This window comes from Stenotrophomonas sp. 96582_Sma, assembly GCF_056480905.1.
Genome location: NZ_CM151122.1, coordinates 2,565,577 through 2,579,514 on the forward strand (window position 1 = coordinate 2,565,577; position 13,938 = coordinate 2,579,514).

The window sequence follows — 13,938 nt, forward strand, 5'->3', positions numbered from 1 at the left end:
GGGACAGGGGCTCCCCCCTGCTGCCGGAGAACGTGATGATCCGTTGCCGCCTCTCGTTGCGCCTGCTGGCGATGCTGTTGCTGCTGGGTACCGCCTCCGCGTGGGCGGGCGAGGTGCGCTTCAGCGGCGTATTGCCCAATGGCGCGTTGCTGCAGCAGAAGGTGGAGAGCATGCAGGAGCGGCGCTACCGCAACGTGGTGCGGCAGCACACCGATTACAGCTGCGGGGCCGCCGCACTGGCCACCATCCTGCGCCACGCCTACCACCTTGATACTGACGAGGCGACGGTGATCGAGGGGATGATGGGGGTCTCCGATCCCGCTCTGGTAGCCGAGCGCGGCTTCTCGCTGCTCGACATCAAGCGCTACGTGGAATCGCTGGGCATGCGCGGTCGGGGCTACCGCATCGATGAAACACGACTGCGCACCCTTCGCGTGCCAGGACTGGTGTTGATGGACGTGCGCGGTTTCCGCCATTTCGTGGTGCTCAAGCAGGTGCGCAACGGCATTGTGGAAGTGGCCGACCCGATCCTGGGCAACCGCAGCCTGGCCCTTCCGGAGTTCCTGGCCGCCTGGCCATCGCGCGCGGTCTTCGTGGTGATCGGCAGCGACTTCGATCGCAACACCGCTCTTCTGCAACCCAGCGAACGGCCAAGCGCCCGCGCGCTCTACGCGCGGCAAGGGCCGATCACCGATGCCGAACTGGTCGACTTCGGCTTCAGCCACGCCGACCTGTTCTGAAGGAGGTTCGACCATGTTCCGCCAACCGATGATGATGGCTCTGCTGCTGGCCTTCCCTTCCCTGCCTCTGCAGGCGGCAGAGGGTGCTCCCGGTCGCGGCCTGAAGGAAATTCCGGACCCGGAACTGAGCCTGATGCGGGGGCGCTACACCGTGGGTGGCAACAACGTTGCCTGGTTCGGGGTCACCATGGTGTCGCAGTGGCAGGCCAGCAACGGCGCGACGCTGCAGGGCAGCCTCACCCTGGGCATGGACTTCCGTGGTGGTGGCGCGCCGAAGCTGAGTTTCCAGCCCAGCGTGCATGTCACGGCAGCCGATGCGCCGCTGCCCGATACCCACGGACGCAGCATCGACAGCAGCGGCCTGGCCAACGCCAGCGGCCTGGTGCAGAGCGTGCAGGTGGCCGGCGATGGCAATGTCGCGCGCAACGTCACCACGCTGACTGTCCGCGAGGGTGGCGTGCCAGCCGTTCTCTCTGATGGCGCAGGCAACGTCACCGCGCAGCAGGCCGGCGCCAGCGCGACCGCCGTGCTGGAAGGCAACCAGGCACGCCTGCTGCTGCAGGTGGATGGCCAGGGGCTGGTGCAGCAGTGGATCCGCAATGGCAGCGTCGGCCAGGGTATCGCCCTCGCCGGTGACGGCCAGATCGCCAGTAACCAGCTGCGGCTGGAGCTGGTGCGCAACGCCGTGGGCAGCAACCTGCCGTTGAGCCAGAACGTGGCCCAGGCGATTGCGTTGAACCGCGGCATGGGGCCAGGCCAGTAACAGGGCCTGGCATTGGGGGAAACGCTCCACAACGCAGGACACCAACATGCACACCCTGATGAGGATCACCCCGTTGGCGCTGGCGGCGCTGGCGGGCACCGCCCTTGCCGCACCGCCGACGTCCGACGATGGCGCTGACGTGCAGGCCCTGGCCAACCAGCTGGAACAACTGAAGGCCAACTACGCACAGGAAGTGCGGCGGTTACGCGAACTGGACATGCAGGTCCAGGCCATGCAGGCGCGATTGAGCGGGCGGGTTGGCCCGGTCACGGCCCCCCCGGCCGCGCCATTGGCGCAGGCGGCGGCCGCCGCGGTCCCGCCGAGCAGCGAGGGCTACGCCAGTACCGCCGCCGAGGCGCAACAGGCCAAGCAGGAGTCGCGGCGCAGCGTGGACGACGTGAAGCAACAGCAATCGGCCCTGTTCTCCCGCCGCTTCACCATCGAGAACAGCCTCACCTACGCCCGCTACGACCGCAAGCAGCTCACCCTCAACGGCTTCCTCGCGCTGGACGCCATTTTCCTCGGCAATATCGCCATCGAGAACGTGGAGTCCGACTCGCTGACCTACAACGTGGCGGCCCGCTGGGGTGTCAGCCCGAACCTGACCCTGAACCTGGACGTGCCCTACCTGGCCCGGCGCACCGTATACCAGAAGGGCGGCGCCGGCGGAGCAGCGGCCGCCATTGCACAGGAAGAGACCAACGGCAACGGCCTGGGTGATATCGGGCTCAGTGCGAACTACCGGTTGTTCGGCGAACGCGGCTGGCGCCCTGAGACCGTGCTTACCGCCGGCGTCACCGCCCCCACCGGGCGCGCACCCTACGGCCTGGACTGGAAGGTGATCGAGCGCGATGACGACGACTACATCCGCTTCGCCGTGCCGCGCGAGCAACCCACTGGCAATGGCGTATGGCAGGCCAACCTGGGCCTCTCGATGGTGAAGACCGCCGACCCGGCCATCCTGTTTGCCAACATCGGCTACGTGCACTCCATCCCGCGCGGGTTCAACGACATCGACAGTAATCCGGACACGGTGAACCCGGGCGATGTGAAGCTGGGCGGCTCGGTGTACTTCGGCGCAGGCGTGGCCTTCGCATTCAACGAGCGGACCAGCCTGAGCCTGTCCTTCAGTGACCGCATCAGCGCACGCGCTTCCACCCGCTTCCAGGGCGGCAAGTGGATGAAGGTAATCGGCAGTGATGCCAATGCGGCATCACTTAACCTGGGCGTGACCTATGCGCTGAACCAGCACACCACGCTGGTGACGCTGCTGGGCATCGGGCTGACCCCGGATGCGCCGGACTTCACGTTGGCGTTCAAGATTCCGTACATGCTGTAGCTACTTGAACAACTCGTCCCAGCCAGTCATCGGCATGGCTGGGACGGCTGCACTGCCCTCATTATCGGTATCGACTGAATACACACTCCAGAAGTGTGTCCATCGCCTTTGAATAATTGCCCTGCAGACTATAGAGGAGCTTCATCCGGCGAAAGCGCCGTTTGATCTCTTCATCAGAGAATTCAGGCGATCCCGATCGGTTTGCGAGGAAGAACCCATCGATCACCGGACTCAGCACCGCCTCGACGAGCTTTACTGGATAGCCACGCCCAAGAATGGGCCTGATCTCTTCCCGGAATCGGGAGTAGTCAGGGACGTCTTCGAGCGAGCACTCATCAAGAAGTGCATGGATGTCGCATGCGAATGCATCGGCGTCGGCGGAGAACCGCACTTCGATGTCTGGCAACAGATCAGCAGCCCGGGCGAATGCACGATCGATCAGATCTGCAACCAATACGATCTGTTCGAACGTCGCTTCATCCTCACAGCAATCGCGCAGTGCCTGTCGCATCGCCCCAAGCCGATCTGGGAGAGCAGGATGAGAGCCCGCATCAGTCGCATGATCGCCCAAGCGTTCCAGCAAGGACCACGACTGTAGCGCGAACTCCGCAGCTGCATAGTTGAGCATGTGGAAATTCGGATCATCATCACGCGCCGAACTGGCGTGCATCGAGAGCTGCACCGCGATGTAGTCGCAAACAAGCTCCTCCTCCACGGGCCCGACGGCTTCTGGCCGCGCCTCTCGCAGCTTATCCTCAACGTCGCACATCACATGCGCGAGTTCATGTGCAACCAGAAAACGCTGAGCACGCATGGCGAGCTCGCTGGCATAGACGCGCTGATGCTTTGAGATTTCGTAGTCAGGGCCGAAACTACCCTCGCACTGCCACCAGACAATCTCGCCCAGGATGCGCGCCAACTCGTCGAGCTCAAGCCCCTTGGAAGGATTGCTTTCAAGGCGAATGAGCGCACTGGAAAGAGGCCTTGCGACCCGATAGAGATACTCGGGGAGCGCTGATGTCATCACGATGCCGTAACTCCCGTCCTGGAACGTTTGGACGTATACGGCTGGGTTGTACTCGTAGATTTCCGCAGCTGAGATCCGACCATCGTCAAGGCGGCTGATGATGGACTCTGGAAGCAGGGGCCGCAGATCCTGAAGAACCATCTGCACCCGACAGGCGGCATCTGGCAAGCCAGTTGCCGCAGGTAGTTCCAGTTCCTCGGCAATCTCCGCGATCAGCTCCGGGCGCACTTTGCCTAGAGGATGATCCTGCTCCCGCTTCCGACGCTCGATGAAACTGCTGGCCTCAGTACTCATCTCATCAGCCCTTCCGCTTGAGCTTGAGCTTAAGCCCCGCCTGGGTCCCAGCAGAGAACTTCCCGAGCAACTCAACGCCGCCGCTTGCGGTTACGGCCAACGAAAGTTCGATTTCATCCACAACGACTGAAGTCGAGGCCAAAAAGCCGTCCTCCAGCATCTTCGAGAAATGTTCGGCCATCTTCCGGACACTATCATCCATTTCCATGGCACCTACTTCAACCACACGTGCCATGCCCGAACGCATCGACGCCAGGCCGTTTCTTACATTGCCTTCGGAAGGCTCTTCAACCAGAACGCGAATAACATCCATGAATCCCCCTGTTCGTCCGTTGATACTCTGAATTTCATATTGCCTCGCTCGAGGCAGGCTGATTATGTCCCGGTGGGGCGCCCTGACGCCAGATCAATCTACTGCCCGGACCTGCTGAGCCATTCGCGGCACAAGCGGTCGAAGGCAGAGACGGCATTCACCCACCGGCACCACAGCCGCCCCCGGCCACTGCTATATTCAGTCCAGCTCGGCAGGCATGGTGCCTGCCCTCGAATCACAGGGAGTTGGTCATGGGTCTGGTACAGGCGGTGAAGGGTGCGGTCGGCGGTGTGCTGGCCGACCAGTGGAAGGACTTCTACACCGTGCCGGCGGGCCTGCCGTCCACGGCGGCCCTGTTCGCGGCGGTGCCGCAGGGCACCAACGCCGGCCGCGGTTCCAACACCAGCGGCTCGTCCAACATCATCACCAACGGCTCGAAGATCATCGTGCCGGAGGGCTACGGTCTGCTGCTGTTCCAGGACGGCGCGATCACCGCGTTCGTCGCCGAACCGGGCGGCTACGAGTGGCGTTCGGACGACCTGAACTCGCAGTCGATCTTCGCCGGCGACGGCCTGGTCAGCACCTTCATCAAGCAGAGCTGGGAGCGCTTCAAGTTCGGCGGCCAGCCGGGCTCGCAGCAGGCGGCCTACTTCGTCTCGCTGAAGGAACTGCCGGACAACCGCTTCGGCACCCAATCGGAAATCTACTGGGACGACGGCTTCCTCAATACCCAGGTCGGCGCGGTCACGCGTGGTTCGTACACGCTGAAGATCGTCGACCCGATCCTGTTCGTGAAGAACTTCGTACCGGCCAGCTACCTGCAGCCGGGACAGGTGTTCGACTTCACCGATCTGGACAACGCCGCGGCCAGCCAGCTGTTCAATGAAGTGGTCGGTTCGCTGGCGCCGGCCTTCAGCCTGTATACCAACGACCCGAGCAAGGGCAACCGCATCACCAAGCTGCAGCAGGACTCGCTGGGCTTCGCGCAGAGCCTGTCGGCTGCGGTCGAACAGGGTTACCAGTGGAAGTCCGACCGTGGCCTGGCCATCGTCAAGACCGCTATCGTCTCGATTGAATACGACGCCAATACCCGCGAACTGCTGAAGACCGTGCAGCGCGCCGATGCGTTGTCCGGTTCGCGCGGCAATTCCAACCTGCAGGCCAGTGTCGCCCAGGGCATCCAGTCGGCCGGCGAGAACGGCGGCGCGGCCGGCCTGGTCGGCGTCGGCATGGCCTCGGGCATGTTCGGAGTGGGTGGCATGCAGCAGCCGGTCACTCCGGCCGCGGATGACCCGGTCGCCAAGCTGAAGAGGGCCAAGGAAATGCTGGACCTGGGCCTGATCACCCAGAGCGACTATGACGCCCTGAAAGCCAAGGCACTGGGCCTGTAACAGCAGGACGCACAACGAACATGTCCGATCCCCGAAACGGCCCACCGCCGCTGCCCGGATCCGCGCCCGCGACGCCGCCGCCCTTGCCGGCGGCGTCGTTGGATGGGCCCGGTTCGCCGCAGGACGTCCCTCCCCTGCCCGGCAGCTTCCCGCTGGACACCTCGAAACTGCCACAGGCCATCCGCGATGAAGTGGAAGCGCCCGATCCTGTGGCCATCGATACTTCGGCCAGCGAGCTGAAGGACGGCCTCAACCGCTGCCCGAAGTGCGGCGCCACCGACATCCGGCCCAAGGCCGGTACCGATATCCTGGTCTGCCTGTACTGCCGTCACGAATGGCATGGCGCACGCGTCGAGGAGGAGTTCGGGCTGGGCGAGGCCATCGACCAGCTGCGCGGCACCGTCATCGCCTCCGGCGCACGCGACATCGATGCCGACACCTCGGCGTTGATTACCTTCAAGTGCACGGGCTGTGGCGCAGAAGTCACGGTCAACACCGAAAGCACGATGACGGCGCGCTGCCACTGGTGCCGCCACGTCTTCGGCGTCAACGAGCAGATTGCCAATGGCGCGGTACCCGATGCGGTGCTGCCCTTCCACATCAAGAAGGACGATGCGGTCGCGCGCATCCGCCAGTTCGTCGACAAGCGCCGGATGTTCGCGCTGAAGGCGTTCAAGGACCAGTTCACCCCTGAAAACGTGGCGGGCGTGTTCCTGCCCTACATGATCGTCGACAGCAATGTCAGCGCTGCGGTGGCCGGCAAAGGCGAGATCAAGACCCGTGAATACACGGTCGGCAGCGAGAAGAACAAGCGCACCCTCTACGACGCCGATGTCTACCAGGTCGAACGCCAGGTCGATTTCACCGTCGACGATCTTCCGCTGGAATCCTCGGCCGAGCGCGGCAACCTGGATACCCGCGCCAACACCAACAACATCATCAACACCATCCTGCCGTTCGATACCAAGAACGCGGTGAAATGGAACGCCTCCTACCTGGCCGGCTTCACTTCGGAGAAGCGCAACCTGGATGTGGAAAAGCTGCGGCCGCGGCTGGAAGACCAGCTGCTGTCGATTGCCCGCGCACAGGTGGAAGGCTCGGTGAAGCGCTACAACCGCGGCGTGCGCTGGGAGCAGGAACAGCTGGAGGTGCATGGCACCCGCTGGGTGTCGATGTACCTGCCGGTCTGGCTGTACTCGTACCATCAGCCTGGCAAGAACGGCGGCATGCTGCACTACATCGCGGTGAACGGCCGTACCGGCGAAACCATGGGCAGCGTGCCCGTGCAGCAATGGAAGATGCTGCTGGCGGCCCTTGCCACCGGCACCGTCATTGAAGCCCTCGCAATTGCCTTCCTGGTGGCATCGACATGAGCGACGACAGTGGCCTCTGGCTGTTGGCGGCAGGTCCGGCCGGCGCAACCGCGCTGTACTGGGCGTTGTACCGCTATTACCGCAACACCGACAAATCGCATTCCTTCGAGCACGAGACCGAAATCGAGGCGCAGCCCGTGACCGGTTCAGACCAGCAGGTGGGCCGGGTCACCGGCACCGAGGAAAAGCGCATACGCGGTGACAACGTGTACGAGTACCGGAAACGGGTGGCAAGGGTGAAACCCGACCAGTAGAGCCAGGCCATGCCTGGCTGATCGACAACGTCGCAACGACGACGGTGAACAGCTTCAGCCGGGCAGATGTGTACGCGCCTGCGACTGTGGCCTGCTTCGCAGATCAGCTCTGTTTGCCATGCCTATACTACCGCCGCTTCCACCCCTGCCATCGTTGCACCTGCCGGTGGAAGCGGCGGGGCTGGATGTCCCCGCCGGGCCGGCCGCCACGCTGCCGCCGGTCCTGCCAGTGATTTGTAACCCAACGCGGTTCAACCAATCACCAGGGGGAAGGCTATGCGCTACACACGTCGTGATTTTCTTGCCACCACCGCCAGCGCTTCATTGGCGTCACTGGTAGCACCCGGGGCCTGGGCCAGCGGTGCTGAGCCGGCCGGCAAGGCCGCACAGGCACGCTACCACCGCTACAACGTCACCAGCCCCGAAGGCCAGCGCATGCTGGCCAGCTATGCACGCGGCATCAAGGCCATGCTGGCATTGCCGGCAGACGATCCACGCAACTGGTTCCGCAACGCCTTCGTGCACCTGATGGACTGCCCGCACGGCAACTGGTGGTTCTACGTCTGGCACCGTGGCTATGTCGGCTACTTCGAACAGACCATCCGCACGCTCAGCGGTGATCCGCAGTTCGCCATGCCCTACTGGGACTGGACCGAGCTGCCACGGATTCCCCCGGCGATGTTCGACGGCGTATTGACGCCCACTGACAGCGCCTACGCGCCGTATACGCGCAACCTGGCGGTCTTCACCCGGTTCATGCGCCCGGCGTTGCAGCGCTACTGGGACACCCTGGATGCAGGCCAACGCGGCCAGCTCAAGTTCCGCGGCTACCTCACTGCAGACGATGTCTGGAACGATGTGACCGGCTACAGCGTCGCGGAAAAGACCGGCATCTCGGGCAATGCGGCCTATGCGATCACCTGCGGCGCCCGCTACCTCTGGCGCGAGAATCCCGGCTTCGATGCAAAGACCGCTTCGGCCGTGTCTCCCGACACCATCCACGCGGGGCTGTCGCCGGTCGAGTTCTACAACGACGATGTCAGCCGCAGCTTCACCAGCTCGCGTACGGCCTCGCACGTGGTGCAGCCTGACGGCGCCACGAAATTCTCGGTACTGGAAGGATTCCCGCACAACAAGGTGCACAACTGCATCGGTGGCGTCGGCGCGGTCGATCCCGGCCCCTACGGCAACATGACCAACTTCCTGTCACCACTCGATCCGATCTTCTACCTGCACCACGCCAACATGGACCGCCTGTGGGATGTCTGGAACCAGCTGCAGCAGTCCCGCGGCAAGCCGATCATGCCCGTCAATGTCGACCAGCGGCGCCAGTTCATGAACGAACCGTTCCGCTTCTTCGTCGATGCACAGGGCAAGCCCGTTGGCGAGCGTCCGGCCAGTGCGTTCTTCTCCACCACGGCCTTCGACTACGACTACGTCTACGCGCGCCGCAACGACATGCTGGAGGCGGTCACGCTGCCAGCAGCTGCCGGCGCGGTGCGGCTGGTGCGCGGCACACGCTCCGATGGCGCCGTCCGCGTGGCTGTCCCCAATGAGGCGGTGCGCGCGCACCTGACCACATCGGGCCCGCGCCAGTTGATTGCCGAAGTGACCCTGGAGCGACCACGCGGCTTGAACAATACGCGCGAGTTCGACGTGCTGATCAACGCACCGGCGGGCACCGCCTCCGTGGCGGCCGACAGTCCGTACTACGCCGGCACCGTATCGTTCTTCGGGCCGACCATGGCCGGGATGGATCACAGCCACCCAACCACGTTCGCGGTGCCGCTGCCGCAGAAACTGGGGGCCCTGCAGGCACTGAATGCCGCCGATGGGGGAACGACCACGCTGGAGATCCGCCTGGTCGCATCGTCCGGCCAGGCACCGCAGACATTCCCGGTACTGGATGCCGCCATCCTGGTAGCGCCGCCGCAGCCGTGATGACGCACGGCAGGTGCCGGGCTGTCCGGCACCTGCCCTCGGCCTGGCAGTCTTCAGCCGGCCTGCCCCAGCCGCACCTTCAACTGCTGGATCTCCTGCTCGCTCACTCCGATCGACTTCAGGTACCCTTCCGCACCACCATACTGGCTGTGCAACGCCGCCAGGAACTGCTCCATGTTGTCCGGTGCGGTACCGGCCATACCGGCCATCTTGCGGGCGATCTCGGGGTTCTGCTTGACCAGCGCCATGATCTGCGCGTTCATCGCGCTGTCCTTCGGCTGCCCTTCCAGGTAGTGCGCGGAGATCGCGTAGTTGTGCACGATCTCGGCCTTCGGCACGCCGGCCAGATCCAGCAGCAGGCCAGCGATGATGCCGGTGCGGTCCTTGCCGGCCGTGCAATGGAACAGCACGGCACCATCCTGCTGCGCGGCGATGCGCTGGAACACCTGCTTGAACTGCGGCTGGCTGTGGCCCAGCCACTGCACATAGGCTTCGCCCAGCGAATCCGGGAAACTGGTCATCATCTTCTGCAGGTCCATCTTCTCGGTGCCCATCAGCGAAATGCGCTGGTAGGCAAAGCGATCATCCCTGGCCAGCAGGTCCGGCGACTGCGCCTCTTCATCGGCGGTACGCAGGTCGATATCCAGCTTCACGCCGGCCGCGGCCAGGGCATCGCGGTCGGCATCGGTGAGGCGGCCGAGGTCTGCGGTGCGCACGAACGCATCGGCCGGAATCGGACCGTGGCGGCCCTGCAGGCCGGCGAAGGTACGCACGTTCCAGGCGCCCTGCAGCGGGATCACGCGCTGCGCATCGGCAGCGACGGGCTTCACGTTCGCAACGGCCGTCGGCTTCGCGGCGGCGACCTGCGGCGCATCAGCGGCAGCAGCCGTCGCAGCCATCGGCAGGCTGAGCATCACGGCCAGGACAAGTTCGGTAGAGCGGTGCTTCATGGAATTCTCCGTTCGAATCAGAAGTTGACGGCCACGTCCAGGCCGAAGGTGCGCGGGTCGTTGAAGATGCCGCTCTGGCCCAGCGCTGCGCTGTTGATCTTGTAGAACAGGTGCTGCTCATCCAGCAGGTTGCGCGCCCACAGCGAGAACGACATCGTGGTGCCGGTGCTGTTGACCGGCACATCCACCAGCGCCAACCGTGCGTTCACCACGAACGAGCTGTCGGTCAGCATCTGGTCGTACTCGCTGGTGTAGTAGCCATCGGACCAGTTGCCGTCCACATGGAACTTCAGTGCCGAGAAGTTCGCGAACGGCACCAGGTAGTCGACCGACAGGCTGCCGGCGTTCTTCGGCGCCAGCAGCGGCTGGACCGTTACCTGCACCCCTGCACCGAACGGGTCCGTCGCGGTCTGCGCGTCGATCTTCGTATAGGCGTAGTTGAGGCCGAGGGTGAGGTTGTCCACCGGCATCACGTTGAACTCCAGCTCTGCGCCGCGCGACTTGCCATCGCTCAGTGCATTGGTGGTGACCATGGTGGTGCGGGTTTCGCCGCTGTTCGGGTCGAACGGCAGCGAGAAGTCCACCTGCTTGTGCGCGATGGTCGAATCGAATACCGCCAGGTTCAGGCGCGCGCGGTTGTCCCAGAACTGCGATTTGAAGCCCAGCTCATAGGCCGTCACTTCTTCAGGACCGAACGCGCTGTAGTTGGTCGAGCGCGAGTTGGCACCGCCGGCCTTGAAGCCGGTGCTGTACTTGGCATAGACCATCGCGTGCTCGCCGAGGTCGTAGGCGATATTGACCATCGGGTCGAAACGGCTCCAGCGATCCTTGAACGCAAGGTTGGTCGCCGCACCATTGACGATGTACAGGCTGCCCTTCTTGTCATCGCGGGTATAGCGGCCACCCGCTGTCAGGTGCAACCGCTGCATCGCTTCCGGGGTCCACGTGGCCTGGCCGAAGACGCCCAGGCTGTCGGTCCAGGCCTTGCTGGCGCGATCGATGCGTACCCGCGAGAGATCCAGCGGGTTGGTCGCCGGATTCACGGTGTAGCTGTTGCCACCCGGCCCCCAGACCAGCATGTTCGGGGTCTGCGCATTGTCACCAGCGGTCTCGTGGTAATAGAACGCACCGCCCAGGAACTGCACCTGCGAGGTGTTGCCGATCAGCTGGAATTCCTGGCTGTACTGGTGCTGGTAGACCTGGGCCAGGCTGTAACGCCCGAAGGGTATGCCTGCGCCACCATAGGCCGAAATCGCATCGACCAGGCCCATGTCGAACTGGCCCTGGGTGAGTTCACGGTAGGAACTGATCGACTTCAACTCCAGGTTGTCGTTCAGCGTCCACGACAGGTTCAACAGATGGCCACTGGTCCGTCCGATGTTGTCTTCCTGCGGCCCGCCCAGGATGGCGCTGTCGCGGCGATCCTGGCTGGCGCCGGCCTTCTGCAGGGGGCTGAGGTAGGCGCCTGGCACCAGCACCTGGGTGTGATATGGCGTGGTGGCATCATAGGAGCGATCGAACGCGTACAACAAAGAGAAGTCATCGCTCGGCTGCCACAGCGCACTCAGGCGGGCGCCGCGCTTGTCGTAACTGTTGAAGTCACGCTCGCCGCGCATCGGATTGTCTGTGGTGCCGCCACGCTTGGCCTGCACGGCGTCGATCTTGAAGCTGACATCGCCCACCTTGGGCAGATCCAGGTGCAGCGCACTGTTGTAGCCGCTGAAGTTGGACACGCCCGCGCTGACGTTGCCGCCAAACTCGCCGGTCGGCGCCTTGGTGACAATGCTCACCGCGCCGCCTTCGGTATTGCGGCCGAACAGCGTGCCCTGCGGCCCCTTCAGCACTTCGATGCGCTCCACGTCGTAGAGCATGCTGCCCAGGCCCTGCGCGCGGCCCATGAACACCCCGTCGACGTAGATGCCGACGCCGGCATCGCGGGCCGGTTGGTTGGCGTCGCCGGAGGCACCGATGCCACGGATGCCGATGTTCAGCGCAGAACTACGGGTAGCGAACGGCGTGACCCGCAGTGATGGGATGGAGCCATCGGACAAGTTGCCCAGCGAAATCGCGCTGCGGTCCTTCAGCGCTTCGGCATCGACCACCGATACCGAGATCGGGGTCTCCTGCAGGTTGGTGGCGCGTTTCTGCGCAGTCACCATCACCTGGTCAAGGGCGACCACGGTGCGCGCGGCATCGGCGGATGCCTCGGCGTCGGCGCTGGGACTGTCTTCGGCATGGGCCAGCGCCGGCAGTGCGGCGGCAATGGCGAGGGTGAGCAGCGGGCGGTGCAGCAGGGCGTGGCGCATCGGACTCATTCGCGGAAGGAGAAGGCCGGCGCAGTCTGGGAGGCGGGAATTACAAATGAATGACCGTTCATTCACACCTTTTGTGACGTACTATCCCGCCTCTGGACGCCCCGACTTCATGCAATGACGCCGAAAACCGCCCTAGCCGCACCCGCTGACGCCCCTGCCGCCGCCCATGCCGAAGCCCAGCGCCGGCGCATCCTCGACGCCGCCCAGAAGTGCTTCATCACCCGTGGTTTCCATGCCGGTTCGATCGGCGATATCGCTGCCGAGGCCGAGATCAGCCAGGGGCTGATGTACCGCTATTTCGCCAACAAGCGCGCCCTGATCCTGGCCCTGATCGAGCGCCAGCTGCGCCACGACCAGGCCTCGATCAGCGAGATGCCGGTGGCGTCCGATCTGATTGATGGGCTGCTGGAGTGCTACCAGCAATGGGCGCGCGGCGAAGTGCTGCCGATCCACGGCAATGCCATCGCCAGCGTGGCCCTGTATGCAGAGATCAATGCCGAGGCGCATCGCGACCCGATGCTGGCCGAGGTGCTGCGTACCCATGACAAGCAGACCAGTGCCGCGATCCATGCCTGGTTGCGCCAGCGCGATGCCGATCAGGGCCGGATCGTGGACGAGGAGCAGATTGCAGGCCGCACCCTGCTGCTGCGGCTGCTGGTGGAAGGTCTGGCCATGCGCGCCGTGCGCGCTCCGGACCTGCCGCCGGAGCGGGTGCGGGCGCTGCTGGCCGATGCGATTGGTCGTGTGATGGCGGATTGAACGGTAGTGCCGGCCGCTGGCCGGCACCCCGGGCAAAAACGGTGGTATCAGATGAAGAAACGGGCGGGCAGAGCCTTATGCACGGCCTTCGCGCGCTCGCCGAAGTACCAGGTCGCCAGCGCGAGGAACCCGATGACGATCAGCAGCCCGTATCCAGGGCGTCCCCAGCTTGCGATCGGGACTGCGCTTGCCGCTACGAAAAATTTGCCACCCGCAGCGAGCAGGAGGGTGTTGGAGATCCGCGCGACGCTGGCGCAGAGCAACAGACTGAGGAGGGCGGACCAGGAAAATTTGTGATTCATCGAAGTCTCTTCAGGTTACGGAGAATAGTCAACGTCGCTTCGAACACGGTTGGCCACGAGGACTGACCCCAGCGTAGGGCCTGGCGTCTGCATTCCTGCCTCCTAACCGGCTTGATCGCAGCGGCAGTTGGGCGCCTGCCCGGCCCCGGCACATCGGACACGTGCACATCTCGGGGA

Annotated in this window: 13 protein-coding genes; 8 read left to right on the forward strand and 5 right to left on the reverse strand. The window is 64.2% G+C overall.

Annotation, left to right across the window (positions count from 1 at the left end):
- Positions 1–35: 35 nt before the first annotated feature.
- Genes ACZK2R_RS11930 through ACZK2R_RS11940 form a run of 3 tightly spaced genes read left to right on the forward strand, consistent with a single transcriptional unit; the run spans position 36 to position 2,842 of the window.
- Positions 36–740: a C39 family peptidase gene (locus ACZK2R_RS11930; protein WP_180837209.1), complete on the forward strand. Its 705-nt coding sequence runs from the start codon at positions 36–38 to the stop codon at positions 738–740.
- A gap of 13 nt (positions 741–753) precedes the next feature.
- Entirely contained in the window at positions 754–1,503 is a 750-nt protein-coding gene (locus ACZK2R_RS11935) for a hypothetical protein (protein WP_049461055.1), read from the forward strand.
- A gap of 46 nt (positions 1,504–1,549) precedes the next feature.
- Positions 1,550–2,842, forward strand: coding sequence for a transporter (locus tag ACZK2R_RS11940; protein ID WP_032127219.1), 1,293 nt, complete (start codon positions 1,550–1,552; stop codon positions 2,840–2,842).
- A gap of 61 nt (positions 2,843–2,903) precedes the next feature.
- Here the strand turns inward: ACZK2R_RS11940 and ACZK2R_RS11945 are convergent, their stop codons facing one another.
- Together ACZK2R_RS11945 and ACZK2R_RS11950 are read right to left on the reverse strand one after the other, a co-directional pair.
- Positions 2,904–4,163 (reverse strand): hypothetical protein, encoded by a 1,260-nt coding sequence (locus ACZK2R_RS11945; RefSeq protein WP_180837211.1) that lies wholly within the window; start codon positions 4,161–4,163, stop codon positions 2,904–2,906.
- A gap of 4 nt (positions 4,164–4,167) precedes the next feature.
- Complete coding sequence (locus ACZK2R_RS11950) at positions 4,168–4,476, reverse strand: Pepco domain-containing protein (protein WP_152906899.1); 309 nt, start codon at positions 4,474–4,476, stop codon at positions 4,168–4,170.
- 251 nt (positions 4,477–4,727) lie between these two features.
- On the opposite strand from ACZK2R_RS11950, the gene ACZK2R_RS11955 reads away from it, so the two are divergent.
- The 4 genes from ACZK2R_RS11955 (at position 4,728) to ACZK2R_RS11970 (ending at position 9,435) form a co-directional block, all read left to right on the forward strand.
- On the forward strand, positions 4,728–5,867 hold the full coding sequence (locus ACZK2R_RS11955) for an SPFH domain-containing protein (protein WP_180837216.1): 1,140 nt from the start codon (positions 4,728–4,730) through the stop codon (positions 5,865–5,867).
- A gap of 20 nt (positions 5,868–5,887) precedes the next feature.
- The gene (locus ACZK2R_RS11960) at positions 5,888–7,240 is read left to right on the forward strand and encodes a TFIIB-type zinc ribbon-containing protein (protein ID WP_180837218.1); all 1,353 of its coding nucleotides are present in this window, start codon (positions 5,888–5,890) and stop codon (positions 7,238–7,240) included.
- On the forward strand, positions 7,237–7,494 hold the full coding sequence (locus ACZK2R_RS11965; RefSeq protein ID WP_032127215.1) for a hypothetical protein: 258 nt from the start codon (positions 7,237–7,239) through the stop codon (positions 7,492–7,494). The genes ACZK2R_RS11960 and ACZK2R_RS11965 overlap by 4 nt, the downstream gene beginning before the upstream one ends.
- A gap of 276 nt (positions 7,495–7,770) precedes the next feature.
- The gene (locus ACZK2R_RS11970; protein ID WP_180837220.1) at positions 7,771–9,435 is read left to right on the forward strand and encodes a tyrosinase family protein; all 1,665 of its coding nucleotides are present in this window, start codon (positions 7,771–7,773) and stop codon (positions 9,433–9,435) included.
- 53 nt (positions 9,436–9,488) lie between these two features.
- Here the strand turns inward: ACZK2R_RS11970 and ACZK2R_RS11975 are convergent, their stop codons facing one another.
- Both ACZK2R_RS11975 and ACZK2R_RS11980 read right to left on the reverse strand, forming a co-directional pair.
- Positions 9,489–10,385, reverse strand: a complete 897-nt coding sequence (locus tag ACZK2R_RS11975) for a tyrosine-protein phosphatase (protein ID WP_180837222.1) — start codon at positions 10,383–10,385, stop codon at positions 9,489–9,491.
- Between the two features lie 17 nt (positions 10,386–10,402).
- Complete coding sequence (locus ACZK2R_RS11980; RefSeq protein WP_180837224.1) at positions 10,403–12,691, reverse strand: TonB-dependent receptor; 2,289 nt, start codon at positions 12,689–12,691, stop codon at positions 10,403–10,405.
- Between the two features lie 123 nt (positions 12,692–12,814).
- Between ACZK2R_RS11980 and ACZK2R_RS11985 the strand changes: the two genes are divergently transcribed.
- Positions 12,815–13,459 carry a TetR/AcrR family transcriptional regulator gene (locus ACZK2R_RS11985; protein ID WP_180837226.1) on the forward strand — a complete coding sequence of 215 codons (645 nt, stop codon included), beginning with the start codon at positions 12,815–12,817 and terminating at the stop codon, positions 13,457–13,459.
- Positions 13,460–13,506: 47 nt separating this feature from the next.
- Here ACZK2R_RS11985 and ACZK2R_RS11990 read toward each other — a convergent pair whose 3' ends face one another.
- On the reverse strand, positions 13,507–13,761 hold the full coding sequence (locus tag ACZK2R_RS11990; protein ID WP_125894805.1) for a hypothetical protein: 255 nt from the start codon (positions 13,759–13,761) through the stop codon (positions 13,507–13,509).
- Between the last annotated feature and the right edge of the window lie 177 nt (positions 13,762–13,938).

What these genes read in the sequence shown, in the direction of transcription:
- ACZK2R_RS11930 (WP_180837209.1), top strand. Translation starts at nt 36, where the DNA reads ATGATCCGTTGCCGCCTCTCGTTGCGCCTGCTGGCGATGCTGTTGCTG.
- ACZK2R_RS11935 (WP_049461055.1), top strand. Translation starts at nt 754, where the DNA reads ATGTTCCGCCAACCGATGATGATGGCTCTGCTGCTGGCCTTCCCTTCC.
- ACZK2R_RS11940 (WP_032127219.1), top strand. Translation starts at nt 1,550, where the DNA reads ATGCACACCCTGATGAGGATCACCCCGTTGGCGCTGGCGGCGCTGGCG.
- ACZK2R_RS11945 (WP_180837211.1), bottom strand. Translation starts at nt 4,163, where the DNA reads ATGAGTACTGAGGCCAGCAGTTTCATCGAGCGTCGGAAGCGGGAGCAG.
- ACZK2R_RS11950 (WP_152906899.1), bottom strand. Translation starts at nt 4,476, where the DNA reads ATGGATGTTATTCGCGTTCTGGTTGAAGAGCCTTCCGAAGGCAATGTA.
- ACZK2R_RS11955 (WP_180837216.1), top strand. Translation starts at nt 4,728, where the DNA reads ATGGGTCTGGTACAGGCGGTGAAGGGTGCGGTCGGCGGTGTGCTGGCC.
- ACZK2R_RS11960 (WP_180837218.1), top strand. Translation starts at nt 5,888, where the DNA reads ATGTCCGATCCCCGAAACGGCCCACCGCCGCTGCCCGGATCCGCGCCC.
- ACZK2R_RS11965 (WP_032127215.1), top strand. Translation starts at nt 7,237, where the DNA reads ATGAGCGACGACAGTGGCCTCTGGCTGTTGGCGGCAGGTCCGGCCGGC.
- ACZK2R_RS11970 (WP_180837220.1), top strand. Translation starts at nt 7,771, where the DNA reads ATGCGCTACACACGTCGTGATTTTCTTGCCACCACCGCCAGCGCTTCA.
- ACZK2R_RS11975 (WP_180837222.1), bottom strand. Translation starts at nt 10,385, where the DNA reads ATGAAGCACCGCTCTACCGAACTTGTCCTGGCCGTGATGCTCAGCCTG.
- ACZK2R_RS11980 (WP_180837224.1), bottom strand. Translation starts at nt 12,691, where the DNA reads ATGCGCCACGCCCTGCTGCACCGCCCGCTGCTCACCCTCGCCATTGCC.
- ACZK2R_RS11985 (WP_180837226.1), top strand. Translation starts at nt 12,815, where the DNA reads ATGACGCCGAAAACCGCCCTAGCCGCACCCGCTGACGCCCCTGCCGCC.
- ACZK2R_RS11990 (WP_125894805.1), bottom strand. Translation starts at nt 13,761, where the DNA reads ATGAATCACAAATTTTCCTGGTCCGCCCTCCTCAGTCTGTTGCTCTGC.